At 48.1% G+C, this 14,718-nt stretch carries 12 protein-coding genes, 1 pseudogene and 1 riboswitch; of the genes and pseudogenes, 3 read left to right on the top strand and 10 right to left on the bottom strand.

The features are described from left to right. The first annotated feature begins 530 nt into the window (after nucleotides 1-530). On the top strand, nucleotides 531-1,445 hold the full coding sequence (locus IC21_RS01185; protein WP_029141850.1) for an AEC family transporter: 915 nt from the start codon (nucleotides 531-533) through the stop codon (nucleotides 1,443-1,445). A gap of 125 nt (nucleotides 1,446-1,570) precedes the next feature. On the opposite strand, the gene IC21_RS01180 is transcribed toward IC21_RS01185, so the two are convergent. Next, nucleotides 1,571-3,112 (bottom strand): bifunctional GNAT family N-acetyltransferase/carbon-nitrogen hydrolase family protein, encoded by a 1,542-nt coding sequence (locus IC21_RS01180; RefSeq protein ID WP_019721568.1) that lies wholly within the window; start codon nucleotides 3,110-3,112, stop codon nucleotides 1,571-1,573. A gap of 144 nt (nucleotides 3,113-3,256) precedes the next feature. After that, a riboswitch (SAM riboswitch) is annotated at nucleotides 3,257-3,363 on the top strand. A 116-nt stretch (nucleotides 3,364-3,479) separates the two neighbouring features. Here IC21_RS01180 and IC21_RS01175 point away from each other — a divergent pair. Further along, nucleotides 3,480-3,659 (top strand): YezD family protein, encoded by a 180-nt coding sequence (locus tag IC21_RS01175; RefSeq protein WP_017553067.1) that lies wholly within the window; start codon nucleotides 3,480-3,482, stop codon nucleotides 3,657-3,659. 88 nt (nucleotides 3,660-3,747) lie between these two features. Here the strand turns inward: IC21_RS01175 and ssuE are convergent, their stop codons facing one another. Genes ssuE through IC21_RS01150 form a run of 5 tightly spaced genes read right to left on the bottom strand, consistent with a single transcriptional unit; the run spans nucleotide 3,748 to nucleotide 7,981 of the window. Continuing rightward, nucleotides 3,748-4,287 (bottom strand): NADPH-dependent FMN reductase, encoded by a 540-nt coding sequence (ssuE, locus tag IC21_RS01170; protein WP_029141851.1) that lies wholly within the window; start codon nucleotides 4,285-4,287, stop codon nucleotides 3,748-3,750. Nucleotides 4,288-4,307: 20 nt separating this feature from the next. Then, nucleotides 4,308-5,060: an ATP-binding cassette domain-containing protein gene (locus IC21_RS01165; RefSeq protein ID WP_029141852.1), complete on the bottom strand. Its 753-nt coding sequence runs from the start codon at nucleotides 5,058-5,060 to the stop codon at nucleotides 4,308-4,310. 14 nt (nucleotides 5,061-5,074) lie between these two features. Beyond that, nucleotides 5,075-5,833 (bottom strand): aliphatic sulfonate ABC transporter permease SsuC, encoded by a 759-nt coding sequence (ssuC, locus tag IC21_RS01160; RefSeq protein WP_029141853.1) that lies wholly within the window; start codon nucleotides 5,831-5,833, stop codon nucleotides 5,075-5,077. A 13-nt stretch (nucleotides 5,834-5,846) separates the two neighbouring features. Beyond that, on the bottom strand, nucleotides 5,847-6,980 hold the full coding sequence (gene ssuD, locus IC21_RS01155) for an FMNH2-dependent alkanesulfonate monooxygenase (protein ID WP_029141854.1): 1,134 nt from the start codon (nucleotides 6,978-6,980) through the stop codon (nucleotides 5,847-5,849). 14 nt (nucleotides 6,981-6,994) lie between these two features. Beyond that, complete coding sequence (locus tag IC21_RS01150; protein ID WP_029141855.1) at nucleotides 6,995-7,981, bottom strand: sulfonate ABC transporter substrate-binding protein; 987 nt, start codon at nucleotides 7,979-7,981, stop codon at nucleotides 6,995-6,997. Between the two features lie 423 nt (nucleotides 7,982-8,404). Here IC21_RS01150 and guaC point away from each other — a divergent pair, with 423 nt between their 5' ends. Then, a complete protein-coding gene (gene guaC, locus IC21_RS01145) occupies nucleotides 8,405-9,388 on the top strand; it encodes a GMP reductase (RefSeq protein ID WP_017552293.1) in 984 nt (327 codons plus the stop codon). Nucleotides 9,389-9,641: 253 nt separating this feature from the next. On the opposite strand, the gene metE is transcribed toward guaC, so the two are convergent. From metE to IC21_RS01125, 4 genes and pseudogenes are all read right to left on the bottom strand, one after another. Further along, entirely contained in the window at nucleotides 9,642-11,939 is a 2,298-nt protein-coding gene (gene metE, locus IC21_RS01140; RefSeq protein WP_029141856.1) for a 5-methyltetrahydropteroyltriglutamate--homocysteine S-methyltransferase, read from the bottom strand. A gap of 327 nt (nucleotides 11,940-12,266) precedes the next feature. Then, nucleotides 12,267-12,674: pseudogene (locus IC21_RS01135) on the bottom strand (cytidine deaminase); the annotation flags it as partial. A gap of 55 nt (nucleotides 12,675-12,729) precedes the next feature. Then, nucleotides 12,730-13,377, bottom strand: a complete 648-nt coding sequence (deoC, locus tag IC21_RS01130; RefSeq protein WP_029141857.1) for a deoxyribose-phosphate aldolase — start codon at nucleotides 13,375-13,377, stop codon at nucleotides 12,730-12,732. A gap of 26 nt (nucleotides 13,378-13,403) precedes the next feature. Next, nucleotides 13,404-14,705, bottom strand: coding sequence for a pyrimidine-nucleoside phosphorylase (locus IC21_RS01125; RefSeq protein WP_029141858.1), 1,302 nt, complete (start codon nucleotides 14,703-14,705; stop codon nucleotides 13,404-13,406). Nucleotides 14,706-14,718: the final 13 nt, after the last annotated feature.

The following is a 14,718-nucleotide window of genomic DNA, read 5'->3' as shown; positions in this document are numbered from 1 at the left end:
GAAAAAATAGATGGAAAAATTTTCTAAATGTGGATAAGTCATTTTATCATAAAACATCTAAAAATTGATGAATTTACTCTTCAGAACTGTCCTCAATCGTGATTTGCTTGACACAAGGGCAGATGTTGAATTCTTAAAAAAGTAAATTTCCCGTTTTTCTCTGCTCACATGAATAGCCGCAAGTCCCTCTTCTTACAAAAAGATTCTCAAAAAATGGTCCTCTTGGTTTGGTCCGGATCCCCGTTTCGAGATCCTTCACATCGCCAAAGAGGACTTTTTATATGCGTTGCCGGGATCACAATAGCCATGCAAGATCAACACTTTATATAGTTTTCACAAATTGAATTTACAAATCCTTTTTAATCGCCCGCTCCCATGCCTGAATCCAAAAGTCTTTTTCCATCCTTATTTTAAGGAAAAAAAAGAACCGGCACATTACCCGAAAAAAAGTTGTTGCCAAAAATTTTCCTTGCCGTTTCTTTCTCATTGTTTTTTAATGAAATTAGATCAAAAAGAAAGCTGGGAAAAATGTGGGTGTTGTGTTGACGAAAGCCGCTTCGTTTATTTTGATCATTGTGCTCGGTTACATTTTGAAGCGGATTGGATTTTTTAAGCCGGATGATTTTCAGCTGGTTTCCCGCATGGTTTTAAACATTACATTGCCATGCGCCGTGATTACAAATTTTGAAAAACTCTCCCTTGAAACTTCGCTGTTAATGCTTGTTGCAATCGGCGTCTTTTGCAATCTAGTGATGATTGCAACCGGCTATATCGTTTCCTGGCGCCGTACCCATACGGAAAAAGCCTTTAACATGATCAATTATTCCGGTTATAATATTGGCTGTTTTACACTCCCCTATGTACAAAATTTCCTGGGGCCCGTTGGCGTAGTGGCAACTTGCCTGTTCGATGCCGGCAATTCGGTTTTATGCACGGGCGGCACATATTCGATTGCTTCCGCCGTTGCCAACAACGAAAGAACAAATGCGGCATCTTACCTGAAAAAAATGTTTTCATCCATCCCGATGGATACCTATCTGATCATGCTCGTGCTGTCGCTTTTGCATATTACATTGCCGACAGGCGTGACTGCATTTACCGGAATCGTCGGGCAGGCAAACGGCTTTCTGGCCATGCTGATGATCGGGATCGGTTTTGAACTCCGGCTTGAAAAAAGCCAGGTTTCAGGCATCTTAAAAGCCGTTATCATCCGTTACGGAATGGCCATCCTGTTTGCAGCATTCTTTTATTTCCTGCTGCCGCTGCCGCTTGAAGTTCGGCTCGTGCTCGTGATTATCGCGTTTGCGCCGATTTCCGCCGTCTGCACGGCATTTACCCAGAAATGCGGCGGCAATGTCGCCATGTCCAGCACGTTGAACTCGTTGTCCATTTTGATCAGCATTGTGTTGATGACCAGCCTGATGGTCGTGCTGAAGATCGCCTGAATCATGAAAAACCGCTTAGAGCTTCCATCCTCTAAGCGGTTTTTTGATGCGGTATCCGGGTTTTCCAAGCAGCCGTTCAGGCACTTGGCGGCTGCCCGGCCGGTCTTGCGTCCAGTCCGTCATGCTCAGGACCTGGTGTTGATCTTAATCTGATACAAATCCCTTCTCCGGTCGGCCAGTTGCCGGACGGAGCCGCTGTTGCGGTTGCGGCGCAGTTTCTCAAGATCGACATCGCCGACAACAACGGTATCGACATTGGGATCGCATTCTCCGACAATGCCGTCCCGGGCAAAGCCGAAATCGGAGGGGGAAAAGATCCCGGACTGGGCATACTGGATATCCATGTTTTCCACGTGGGTCAGGTTGCCGACTGTTCCCGCAATACAGGTGTACACCTGGTTTTCAATGGCCCGCGCCTGCGCGCAGTAGCGGACGCGCAAATAGGCCTGGCGGTCGTCCGTGCAAAACGGGACAAAAATAATGTTCGCACCGTGGTCGACAGCGACACGGGCCAGCTCCGGAAACTCGATATCATAGCAAATCAGAATCGCAATTTTCCCGCAATCCGTATCAAATACATTGAGTTCGTTTCCTTCCGCGATCCCCCACCATTTCCGCTCATTTGGCGTAATATGGAGTTTGGTCTGCCTCTCAATCGTCCCGTCGCGCCGGAACAAAAAAGCGACATTGTAAATGCCCCCGTCTTCTTCCACAAAATGGGACCCGCCGATAATGTTGACATTGTAGCGTACGGCAAGCTCTGTAAACAGTTCAATATATTGGTCTGTGTACCCGGAAAGCCGGCGCACTGCCTGGTCAGGGCGTTTTTCTTCCAGGTAGGACATCAACTGCGTGGTGAAAATTTCCGGAAAAACGGCGAAATCAGAACCGAAATCCGCGGCCACATCGACATAATATTCTACCTGTCTAACAAAATCATCGAAGGAATCAATTTTTTTCATCATATATTGGATCGCTGTAATCCTGACCGGGAACGAAGCATGATAGACACGGCGGGACTTCGGCAAATAATCTACGTTATGCCATTCCATAAGCGTTGCAAATGAAGCGGATGCTGTATCATCCGGCAAATACTGCCTGTTGATCCGCATAATCTGGAACCCTTCAAGCAGCTGGAAGGAGAGAACCGGGTCATAAATATTGTGCATCTCGACTTCTTCCACGTATTCGCGCGGGGTCATTTTGTCTTTATATTTGCTGTAATTCGGAATGCGGCCGCCAATGATGATGCTTTGAAGGTTCATTTTCCGGCAAAGCTCTTTCCGTGCCTCATACAAACGGTGCCCGAACTTCATGCGCCGGTATTCCGGGTCGATCATCACTTCAATGCCGTACAGGTTGAGCCCGTGCGGATTATGGTTGGTAATGTAGCCGTTCGCAGTGATCGTATCCCATGTATGCTGGTCTTCGTATTCATCGAAATTGACAATTAAGCTGGAGCAGGAACCGACGATTTTCCCTTCGTATTCCACGCAAAACTGCCCTTCCGGAAAAATCCGGATATGGCTTTCCAGCTGCTCGTGTTTCCACGGCTCCATCCCCGGAAAACATTTTTTCGACAATGCCATAATATCATCAATGTCTTCGAAGCGGATGTTCCGCACCTCGATTTTCTTCTCAAACTTGGATACATCTGTCTCTGGCACAATCTCACACCCTTAACACACTTTTTCTATTATCATACCCTATCCGAAGCGGTTTTGCCCGAAAAGCAGCCGAAATACCAAAAATATAAGTTGACAAATCGGAATAATATTATTTATCATAGTTTTAACAAATTATTTCTATACAGCTTATCAAGAGAGGGGGAGGGACTGGCCCGAGGAAACCTCAGCAACAGATTCTTTTTGGGAATACTGTGCTAATTCCAGCAAGCGCCAAGCTTGGAAGATAAGTTAAGGAGCCGCGCCCTCTTCTTAACTTTTCTTGAAGGGGGCCTTTCTTTTTTGGATCATCCGCATTGCCGGCCGGACCACCACGCACACACGAAATTTATTTTGGGGGGTATGAAAAATGGCTCATATTGATGAAACGAAAGTAGCCCGCATTATGGAATCATTGCAAAAACTGGAGTTTGGAACAGTGGTCATTTCGATCCATGAAGGAAACATCACACAGATCGAAACAACCGAGAAAGTCCGGTTTGCACTGGAAAAGAAAAAAGCGGCACTTCCCAAACAAAAGATGGGATGACGGGCGCCGGCATTCCGGTTATCTCTTTTCCCGTTGTTCGTGCTACACGAATGCCGGCATTTGGATATCGTCCAAATGCCGGATTTGTTTAAGAGTACAGCGGTATGGAAATTTGCGGAAATGCTGTTTTTAAAGCAGCATTCAGGCGGCCAGCCGCTTGCCGGTCGAGTTCATAAAACCCATCCTTTTTTTTCACTTGTTGGTCGAGAATGAACACCCCTTTTTCAATGCAAGTTGTCCCGAGCGAAGCCAAGACCGGTTTCAGGGCGTAATCGAGCGCGAGCAAGTGGCCGAATGTACCGCCCATGGCGAGCGGCAGCACCTGCTTGCCGGATAAGCCATTTTGTGGCAAAAGATCCAGAAATGTCTTGAGCAATCCGGAATAAGACGCTTTATAGACCGGTGTCAAAATGATTATCGTATCGCCTTCTTCCACTTTTCTTAATGCCCCGGTGATGGGCGGGCTTTGCCGGGCATGCATTAAATCGCCGGCCGGAAGTTCCCGGATATTGATGAGCTCCGGTTCGTACCCGTGCCCCCTTAACCCGGCCCTGATATAATCACGGATGCCATTTAATCTCGTATACGCAGAAGGGCTCCCGTTCAGCAGTACCACTTTTTCCGCCATATGAATCCCCCATTTCTTCCTTAATTTTTCATTGCATGCAAAACCGGGTGGCCGCTCCCTAAAATGCGGTTTAAAATATGATTGGCCGTTGCTGCAAAGAGGGCGTGGTCCCTTTTCCGCGGATAAGGGAGTTTTACCGGGCAGTCCATCGCAATTTCCCCTTCTTCGATTAACACTACCCGATCGGCGAGGGCGACTGCTTCTTCCACGTCATGCGTCACCAATATGGCTGTAAAATGTTTTTCGAGCCAAAGAGACTGGATCAGCGCATGCATTTCAATCCGGGTTAAAGCATCAAGCGCCCCAAGCGGTTCATCGAGGAGAAGGATGTCCGGCTCATGGATTAATGCCCTCGCCAGCGCCACCCTTTGTTTCTGCCCGCCGGATAAGGATGAAGGCCAATCATCCGCACGCCCTTCCAGTCCGACCTTTCTAAGCATTTCACAGGCCGCATGCTTCCAGTCTCCTGCAAGGCCCAGGCTGACATTTTGAAGCACGGTTTTCCACGGGAGCAGGCGGCCGTCCTGAAACATCATTTTCGCCGATCTATTTATGCCGGATAAAGGCGCCCCGTTTATAAGAATTTTTCCGCCGCTTGCCGCTTCAAGCCCTGAAAGCAGCCTGAGGAGCGTACTTTTGCCGCATCCGCTCCTTCCGACAATCGCAACAAATTCCCCTTTCCTTATTTTCAAATGAAGATGACGCAGGACGCGATGGCTGCCGAATGATTTTTCCAGCCCCTCAATTTCCACAGCAAACACCTTATTCGTCATCGTTTCCTCCTCCTTTATTTTTGATATGACGGGTGCCACTTTAACAATCGTTGTTCCGCGATTTTTGCCAGCCAGTCGGAAAATTTTCCAAGAAGGGCATATAAGACAATGCTCAAAACGACAACGTCAAGCTGCATGAACTCGCGGGCGTTCATGGCCATATAGCCAATACCGGAGTTGGATGCAATCGTTTCGGCCACAATTAGGGTTACCCATGTGACCCCGAGCGCATAGCGCACACCGACCAAAATGGAAGGAAGCGCCCCCGGCAGGATCATATGCCAAAAAAGCGCCGGCCCTTTCAGCCCGTAAACGCCCCCCATTTCAATCAGCGCTCTGTCCACCGAACGGATGCCATGAAACGTATTTAAATAGATTGGAAAAAAGGTGCCGAGCGCGACGAGAAACAGCTTCGCCTCTTCCCCGATCCCGAACCATAAAATAACAATCGGAATCAGGGCGAGATGGGGAACGTTCCGGACCATCTGCACGGTACTGTCGAGCAGGCCCTCCGCTCTTTTGGACAGCCCGGTAAACAGCCCGAGCCCAAATCCGATTCCGCCGCCAACCAAAAATCCGACCAGTGCCCGTTTTGCGCTGGCGGCGATATAATCGAAAAGCTGCCCGGATTGTGTGAGGCTCCAAGCCGCTTTTACAACGGCAACAGGGCTTGGGAGCACATTGGATGGCAAAATGCCGGCCGAACTTGCAAGCTGCCAGGCAAACAGCAGGAAAACCGGCACCACCCATGGCATGACGCGTTTTTTCAACATCAGACCGGCCTCCTTACTTTAATACTTTCGGCAGTGCATCGTTCGCCACAATCTCGCCGAACGGGCTGATGATATTGGAAGCGGGGGCATCAGGCTGCTCAAGCGGCAGGTACGGGAACAACAGCTCAGCCGTCCGGTACGCTTCTTCAAGATGCGGATAACCGGATAAAATGAACGTTTCAATGCCAAGTTCTGCATATTCCTTCATTCTTTCTGCGACAATTTCCGGGCTGCCTACAAGCGCCGTTCCCGCCCCGCCGCGCACGAGCCCGACGCCGGCCCAAAGGTTCGGGCTGATTTCAAGATGGTCCCGTCTGCCGTTGTGCAGGGATGTCATCCGTTGCTGGCCGACCGAGTCAAACCGTGAGAAAATCTTTTGGGACGCTTGGATGAGTTCATCATCCACATACCGGATCAAGTCATTGGCAGCATCCCACGCCGCTTTTTCCGTTTCCCTGACAATGACATGGAGCCGGATGCCGAAACGCACTGTCCTTCCTTGTGCTGACGCCAGTTTTTTGACATGGCTGATTTTTTCCTTTACTTTTTCCGGCGGCTCGCCCCAGGTCAAATAGACATCGACATGTTTTGCCGCCACTTCCTGCCCGATTTCCGACGACCCGCCGAAATAAAGCGGCGGATAAGGCTGCTGCACCGTCGGGTAGAGCAGTTTGCTCCCTTTTACGTTTAAATATTTGCCTGTAAAATCGGCTTCCCTGTTTTCGAGCAAGTTCCGCCAGATTGTCAGAAATTCATCGGTCAGTTCATAACGTTCGCGGTGGCTGAGATGGAGACCGTCCCCCGCCAGTTCAACCGGATCCCCCCCGGTGACAACATTGATGAGCAGCCGCCCTTCAGAAAACCGGTCAAATGTTGCGGCCATTCTCGCTGCCTGCGATGGAGACATGATCCCGGGCCGGACCGCAACGAGAAACTTCATTTTTGAAGTAACCGGAATCAGGCTCGAGGCCGTCACCCATGCATCTTCGCAAGATCTTCCGGTTGGGAGCAAAGCCCCGGTGTAGCCGAGGTGATCGACAGCCTGTGCCACTTGCTTTAAATAGTTGAATGTGACGGCCCGCCCGCCGGTTGTTACCCCCAGGTAGCGCGAATCGCCATGTGTCGGTATAAACCAAAATACGTTCATCCTTTATTCCCCCTTCATTTGGATAAAAATGCTTCTTTCACTTTGATTGGTTTCGGAATTAACTTCAGTTTGTAAAATTCATTTACGATTTGCTGCTGGCCCTTAATCGTTTGCGCTGTGATTTTTTCAACGCCAAACTGTTTGCGGCTGAGCGCCAGTTCCAATGATTTTTTATCTATTCCAATCTGCGGCGCCAGGAATTCAGCCGCCTGCTTTGGATTTTTCTCCACCCATAGGTCTGTTTTCTCAAGTTGTTTAAAAATCACTTGGAGAACGTCCGCATGGTTTTGTGCAAACGGCTTTGCTGCCAGGAAAAACTCCCGGTTCTCGACAAGGCTGGTGCCGTCCACTATGGTGCGGGCTTTCGTTGCCAGCTGTGCATCAGCCAAAAACGGATCCCAGATCACCCACGCATCGACATCCCCTTTTTCAAATGCAGTGCGCGCATCGGCGGGCGCCAGAAAAACCGGATGGATGCTGCTGTAGGAAATGCCGGCTTTCTCCAATGCCCGTACAAGCAAATAGTGGACATTCGAGCCTTTGTTCAATGCGATTTTCTTTCCTTTTAAATCTTTGAGGCTGTGAATGTTGGAATTTTTCGGGACAATGATGGCTTCCCCTTTTGGATTGCTGACCGAATTGGCAAAATATACGAGCGGCGCCCCTGCCGCCTGGGCAAAAATAGGCGGCGCTTCCCCCGTGTGGCCAAAGTCCAGGCTCCCCGCATTCAGCGCTTCCAAAAGCTGCGGGCCGCCGGGAAACTCCGTCCATTTTACGGAATAGCCGAGCGGTTTCAGTGCTTTTTCAAGTGTCCCTTTCGCTTTTAAAATGTTTAAGGTCCCGAATTTCTGATAGCCAATCCGGACCACTTTGCCGCTTTTTGCGCCCGGTTTTGCCGCCGCTGCATCCTCTTTTGCGGTGCTGCATCCGCTAATGAGTAAAAAAATGGCTGTGATCAGCAGCAAATAGACCGGCACCAGCCGCTTTCCTTTTTTTAACATTTCCCTCTCTCCTTTCCTGTTTTATAGCATTATGTAGGAGGTACACATGGGCACCGTCTCCTTTCCTATCATTCCGATTTATTTAGTGGGTATAAGGCCGCAAAAAAGGCCCCTCATCTTTTTCACAAAGTGAGGAGCCTTCGGTTGACCGGCCGGCTTCAAAATATTTCAATTGTCTTTCCACATCTGTACCCGTCAGATGTGGTTTCCCGTTTGAAAGGTTAAATTCATTTTAATTCCACTATTCCGACATGTCAAGTATTATTATATTTTTTTAAGATTCGTGCTGGCCGCCGGCATCGGGGTGGATGGTGCACTTTCATGAAAACCTTTGACAATTGTAAAAAAATCAGGTAAAGTACCAATGTACGAACGTTTATTGAGTTATATTCAAATAATATTCGTTTTTAGGGGTGTAAAACCATGGATACAGTGTTTGATTATGAAGATATTCAGCTGATTCCGGAAAAATGCATTGTAAACAGCCGGTCGGAATGTGATACGAGTGTGGAATTGGGCGGGCGTAAATTCAGATTGCCTGTTGTGCCGGCCAATATGCAAACCATCATTGATGAAAAAATCGCAGTCTACCTTGCGGAAAACGGATATTTTTACATTATGCACCGTTTTCAGCCGGAAAAACGGCTTTCGTTTGTGAAGGAGATGAAGGAGCGCGGGCTTTATGCTTCTATCAGCACAGGCGTCAAGCCGGAAGAATATGCGTTTATCGAAGAACTGGCCGCTAGAAACCTAGTGCCGGAGTATATAACAATTGACATTGCCCATGGCCATTCGAATGCCGTGATTGATATGATCCATCATATCAAAAAGCACTTGCCGGAAACGTTTGTCATTGCCGGAAATGTCGGCACGCCTGAAGCCGTCCGGGAATTGGAACATGCCGGGGCAGACGCCACAAAAGTCGGGATCGGGCCGGGGAAAGTATGCATTACAAAAATTAAAACCGGGTTCGGAACAGGGGGCTGGCAACTGGCGGCATTGCGCTGGTGTGCAAAGGCGGCAAGCAAACCGATTATTGCGGACGGCGGAATCCGCACGCACGGCGATATTGCCAAATCGGTCCGGTTCGGGGCGACAATGGTAATGATCGGCTCCCTTTTCGCCGGGCACGAAGAATCCCCGGGTGAAACGATTGAAATGGACGGAAAACTTTACAAAGAGTATTTCGGTTCGGCATCGGAGTTTCAAAAAGGGGAACGCAAAAACGTCGAAGGGAAAAAAATGTACGTGGAATACAGAGGTCCGCTTCAGGATACGCTGAAAGAAATGGAAGAGGACTTGCAATCTGCCATTTCCTATGCCGGCGGTAACAAACTGGCGGACATTCGGAAAGTGGACTATGTCGTTGTAAAAAGTTCCATTTTTAACGGAGACCGGGTGTATTAACGCCCGCCACAGTTGAACCCATCATATGAATGTCATAAGGGACTCTTTTTGTGCAAACCTCAAATTCCTTCATTATAGGATTGCTTGCTAGCTCGTTTCAGAGAGACAAAAATTGGGTGCGGCACAAATATTCGGCTTCGGCAGTTAATGGCCACAAATATCGCCATTCCCGGGGGCATTATAAAGGCACGGTTTCCTCACGAAGGCGTTAAAAAAGGATATGAGCCCGATTGAAGCCCATATCCTTTAGCTTTTACTTGAGCTGTAAATGTTTTTCCCTGACTTCTTTCGTCGCTTGGACAAGATTTTTAAGCGCAGGAATCGTTTCTTCCGGTTTTCTTGTTTTCAGGCCGCAGTCAGGATTGATCCAGAATAATTTAGGGTCAATCACGCGAAGCGCACGTTCAATGCTCGTCTTGATTTCCTCCACACTTGGTATTCTGGGGCTGTGAATGTCATAGACACCGAGGCCGATCCCTTTGTCATACTCATGGTCTTCAAAAGTGGAAATGATTTCCCCATGGCTTCTGGAAGCCTCGATTGAGATCACATCAGCATCCAGTTGGTCGATGGCATCAATGATTTCATCAAATTCCGAATAGCACATATGTGTATGGATTTGGGTGCTATGATCCACATAGCTGGTTGCCAAGCGGAAAGCATAAACAGCATCATGAAGATACTTTCCTTTTTTCTCCTCTTTTAATGGTAACCCTTCGCGAATCGCGGGTTCATCTACTTGAATCATCCGAATATCATTTTCCTCAAGGGCATGAATTTCTTTTTTCAAGGCAAGCGCAATCTGTTTGAAGACATCAAATTGACTGATATCATTTCGAACGAATGACCAATTATAAATCGTAACAGGGCCGGTGAGCATGCCTTTGACCGGCCGGGTTGTCAGACTTTGGGCATAGGTGCTTTCTTTTACGGTCATTGGCGATTCCAGGTCCACATCGCCAAAAATAATCGGCGGCTTGACACATCTGGAACCATAGGATTGAACCCAGGCAAAACGGGTAAAAGCGAAGCCGCGAAGTTTTTCGCCAAAGTATTCGACCATGTCATTCCGTTCGAATTCACCATGGACGAGCACATCGATGCCGAGGTCTTCCTGAATTTTAATCCATTTTGCGATATTTTGCTGAATAAATTGCGCATACTGGCTTTCCGTCCATTCACCCTTGCGCCATTTTTGCCTGGCTGAGCGGATCTCTTTGGTTTGCGGCAGGCTGCCAATGGTTGTCGTCGGCAGAAGCGGCAGTTGCCACTTCTTTTCTTGTATGGCCTGCCGCTTGGAAAATGGCAACGGCCGTGCTGGCATGCTATTTCCAAGCGATTGAATTTCCTCTTTAACCGAATCAATGTTTCGATGTGATGAGCGGTTTAATGCCTGTATCGCTTCTTTGCTTTCTTTTATTTCTTCAAGAATGGCATCGCGCCCTTCATTCACGCCTTTTACAAGTGCCACGACTTCTTTCAGTTTTTCATCTGCAAAGCTGATCGCATTTTTTAAAACAGGCTCCAGCCCGTTTTCTTGGCGGACCGTGACGGGAACATGCTGTAAACTGCAGGATGGCTGAATCCAAAGCCGTTCCTGATCCACAAAATGGAGGAGATCATTTACTTGATGTAATGCTTCATCCAGATCGGTGCGCCAAATATTTCGGCCATCTACCATTCCGGCGGCAAGCACTTTATCTTCCGGAAAACCGTATTTTTTAAGTGATTCAAGATTTGCGCCGCCATCATATACAAAATCAAGGCCAATCCCTTGGACAGGGAGGGCCGTTACGTCCTGATAATGATCAATAGATTCAAAGTATGTTTGAAGTAAAATATTCAAATTGGGAACAGCTTGATGAAAAGCTTCGTACGTTTCTTTAAAGCAGCCAAGCTCTTCCTTGTCAAGCGTTGTCGAAAGAATGGGTTCATCGACTTGAATCCATGTTGCTCCCGCTCTTTGAAGATCAGCAAAGACTTCGATATAAAGCGGGATAAGGGAGCGCAAAAGATTCGGGAAGTCCTTCTTTTCAAACCCTTTTGATAGTTTTAACAAGGTAACGGGGCCCACAATAACCGGCTTTCCGTCAATATCCAGCTCTTGCTTCGCTTCAAGATAAAGATTGAGCAAACGATTTTCAGTAATATAAGGTTGAGTGCCGGCGTTTATTTCCGGGACGATGTAATGGTAATTGGTATTAAACCATTTTGTCATCTCGGAAGCAACCGCGTCAGAATTGCCGCGGGCTATACTAAAATATGTATCTAAGCTGACAGCGCCGTTTTGATGGTGAAACCGTTCAGGGATAAGGCCGAAAAGAACTGAAGTATCGAGAATATGGTCATATAAGCTAAAATCACCGATAGGAATCAGATCGATCCCGCTATTTTTTTGCTTTTCCAAATAACTCAAGCGCAATTCCTTTACCCGTTTTAAAAACGCTTCTTCAGAAAGCTTTTTTGACCAAAATTGCTCGAGCGCCTGTTTCCACTCCCTTTTTTCTCCAATTCTAGGGTAACCTAAGTTGGAACTTTTTACTTTTGACATCGTTCTCCTCCTTGTTCGTGACCCTGTATAAGGGGTTCTGTTATGAAGTTATGGAAAAATACCGAAGTTATGAAAAATACTGAAGTTATGTTTCTTATTGTATACAGGCTGGTGCCTGAATGCAAGGAAAAATTGGATTCGGCGAATACGTTGGTGATTATTTTCGAGGGAAAATCGTTCGAAATGCCATTTTAAACGGTAAAACCGTACGAATGATCTTTATGCATTCCAAATAATTGCAGGAATCCGCTGCATATAAGCGCATGCTGGTCCCGCATATCGCCGCACAAAAACAGGCAGCAAACATGTTTGCTGCCTGTTTTTGGCTTACATATCGTCTTTGGAAAATGCGCCGGGGAGGAGTTCTCCGACAGTGGTTAGCCGCCTGTCGCCTTTTGTGTTGACAAGCAGGACCGGCATATCTTTCCCGCAAAATTCGCTCATCACTTGGCGGCATGCCCCGCATGGCACAATGGGTTCATCCGTATCGCCGGCGATGACCATGTATTGAAATTCCCTTTCCCCTTCGGATACAGCTTTAAAAATAGCCGTTCTTTCCGCACAGTTGGATAATCCGTATGATGCATTTTCAATATTGCATCCTAAATATTCCTTCCCGCTTTTTGTAACAAGGCAGGCACCGACCTCAAAGTGGGAATAAGGAACATAGGCGGCTTTCCGGATTTCAATGGCATCTTTGACCCATTTTTCAACATCCATGTCTCGCACTCCCTTTCTTAATCGCTTAAGATTTACACCGGCCCGACAGCCAAAACGGGCGAACCCCCGCTTACGATTCGCTCACAATTTTCACGCCAGAGCTGGCCCCGATTCTTGTCGCGCCGGCTTCAATCATGGCTTCCGCTTCTGCTTTTGTATGGATTCCGCCCGAAGCTTTGACGCCGGCTTTGTCCCCGACTGTTTGCCGCATGAGTTTTACATCCTCTACCGTGGCACCCCCTGTTGAAAATCCGGTTGACGTTTTGACAAAATGGGCGCCAGCCTTGACAGACAGCCTGCAAGCCAATTCTTTTTCTTCGTTTGTCAATAAGCAGGTCTCAATAATGACCTTGACCAATTTTCCTTGTGCCGCTTCCACGACCGCACGGATATCCGCTTCCACGGCTTCTGTATTGCCGCTTTTCAATGCGCCGATATTGATGACCATATCAATTTCATCCGCGCCGTCCCCGATTGCTTTTTTCGTTTCAAAGGCTTTTGTCTCCGTCGTTGTGGCGCCAAGCGGGAAACCGATGACGGTACAGACTTTCACGCCTGTTCCAGCCAGCTCTCTGGCAGCCAATTTCACCCAGTAAGGATGAATGCAGACAGATGCAAAATGATATTGTGCGGCTTCTGCTGTTAATTTTAAAATGTCTTTTTCGGTTGCTTCCGGTTTCAATAAAGTATGGTCGATATACGCTGCAAGGTTCGCCATAAAATTTCCCCTTTCAATAGGATATATTATTCTGTAATGATCTTATGGATCAGTTTCGGTTCCTCGAAGTGATCGGAAATGGTGATATTGTCGTATATTTTTTCCTTCACGTCTTCGACTGCTTCCCGGTTTGCATAAATCGTGGCGAGCGGTTCTCCGGCTTCTACCCGGTCGCCTACTTTTTTCCGCAAAACGATCCCGACTGCAAAATCAATTTTGTCTTCTTTCGTAGCGCGTCCTGCCCCCAGCATCATCGCCGCAACCCCGATCTGGTCCGCAACCATTTGGGAAACGTACCCGGAAGTTATTGCCGGAAGATCGATCGCATATTTCGCTTGCGGCAGTTTTTCCGGATGGTCAATCACAGAAGGATCCCCGCCCTGATTGGCGACAAATTTTTTGAACTTTGCAAGGCCGGCGCCGCTTGCGATGGCTTCTTTCAGCATGTTCCTTGCTTCTTCCAATGTCGTTGCTTTTCCGGCAAGCACCACCATCTGGCTGCCGAGCGCAAGCACCAGTTCCGTCAAATCGTCAGGGCCTTCTCCTTTTAGCGTATCGATGGCTTCTTTTACCTCGAGGGCATTCCCGATGGCATATCCGAGCGGCTGGGACATATCGGAAATCACGGCCATGGTTTTGCGGCCGACATGGTTGCCGATCCGGACCATTGTTTCAGCGAGGCGGATGGCATCTTCTTCATTTTTCATAAAAGCGCCGGCGCCTGTTGTGACATCTAAAACAATGGCATCTGCACCCGCAGCAATTTTTTTGCTCATGATTGAACTTGCAATCAGCGGAATGGAGTCCACCGTCGCAGTGACATCCCTGAGTGCGTACAGCTTTTTATCAGCGGGGGCCAGCTCGGCGGTTTGTCCGATAATCGCGACTTTTTCCCGGTTCACCAAATCAATAAACTGGTCTGTCGTAATTTCAACATGAAACCCTTGAATGGATTCCAGTTTGTCAATGGTACCGCCTGTGTGCCCCAAGCCCCGGCCCGACATTTTCGCTACCGGGACGCCGAGTGCTGCGACAAGAGGGGCCAGGACAAGCGTTGTTGTGTCACCGACACCGCCGGTTGAATGTTTGTCCACTTTGATGCCGTGGATGGCGGACAGATCAAGCGTTTCCCCGGAATGAACCATCGCCATGGTCAGATCCGCGATTTCACGGTCTGACATATCCTGGAAATAGATGGCCATAGCCAGGGCGCTTGCCTGATAATCGGGAATGGTGCCTTCTGTATACCCCTTCACAAAAAAGTTGATTTCTTCTGTTGCCAGTTCTTTGCCGTTCCGTTTTTTCTCAATAATATCGATCATCCGCATGGCTCGTCACCTT

This window comes from Heyndrickxia coagulans DSM 1 = ATCC 7050, assembly GCF_000290615.1.
Lineage (GTDB): Bacteria > Bacillota > Bacilli > Bacillales > Bacillaceae_C > Weizmannia > Weizmannia coagulans.
The sequence above is the reverse complement of the archived record's forward strand: the minus strand, read 5'-3'. Positions and strand labels throughout refer to the sequence as shown.

Excerpts from the sequence above, each read along its gene's own strand:
- IC21_RS01175 (WP_017553067.1), top strand. The coding sequence starts at position 3,480 with ATGGCTCATATTGATGAAACGAAAGTAGCCCGCATTATGGAATCATTG.
- ssuE (WP_029141851.1), bottom strand. The coding sequence starts at position 4,287 with ATGGCGGAAAAAGTGGTACTGCTGAACGGGAGCCCTTCTGCGTATACG.
- IC21_RS01165 (WP_029141852.1), bottom strand. The coding sequence starts at position 5,060 with ATGACGAATAAGGTGTTTGCTGTGGAAATTGAGGGGCTGGAAAAATCA.
- ssuC (WP_029141853.1), bottom strand. The coding sequence starts at position 5,833 with ATGTTGAAAAAACGCGTCATGCCATGGGTGGTGCCGGTTTTCCTGCTG.
- ssuD (WP_029141854.1), bottom strand. The coding sequence starts at position 6,980 with ATGAACGTATTTTGGTTTATACCGACACATGGCGATTCGCGCTACCTG.
- IC21_RS01150 (WP_029141855.1), bottom strand. The coding sequence starts at position 7,981 with ATGTTAAAAAAAGGAAAGCGGCTGGTGCCGGTCTATTTGCTGCTGATC.
- guaC (WP_017552293.1), top strand. The coding sequence starts at position 8,405 with ATGGATACAGTGTTTGATTATGAAGATATTCAGCTGATTCCGGAAAAA.
- metE (WP_029141856.1), bottom strand. The coding sequence starts at position 11,939 with ATGTCAAAAGTAAAAAGTTCCAACTTAGGTTACCCTAGAATTGGAGAA.
- deoC (WP_029141857.1), bottom strand. The coding sequence starts at position 13,377 with ATGGCGAACCTTGCAGCGTATATCGACCATACTTTATTGAAACCGGAA.
- IC21_RS01125 (WP_029141858.1), bottom strand. The coding sequence starts at position 14,705 with ATGCGGATGATCGATATTATTGAGAAAAAACGGAACGGCAAAGAACTG.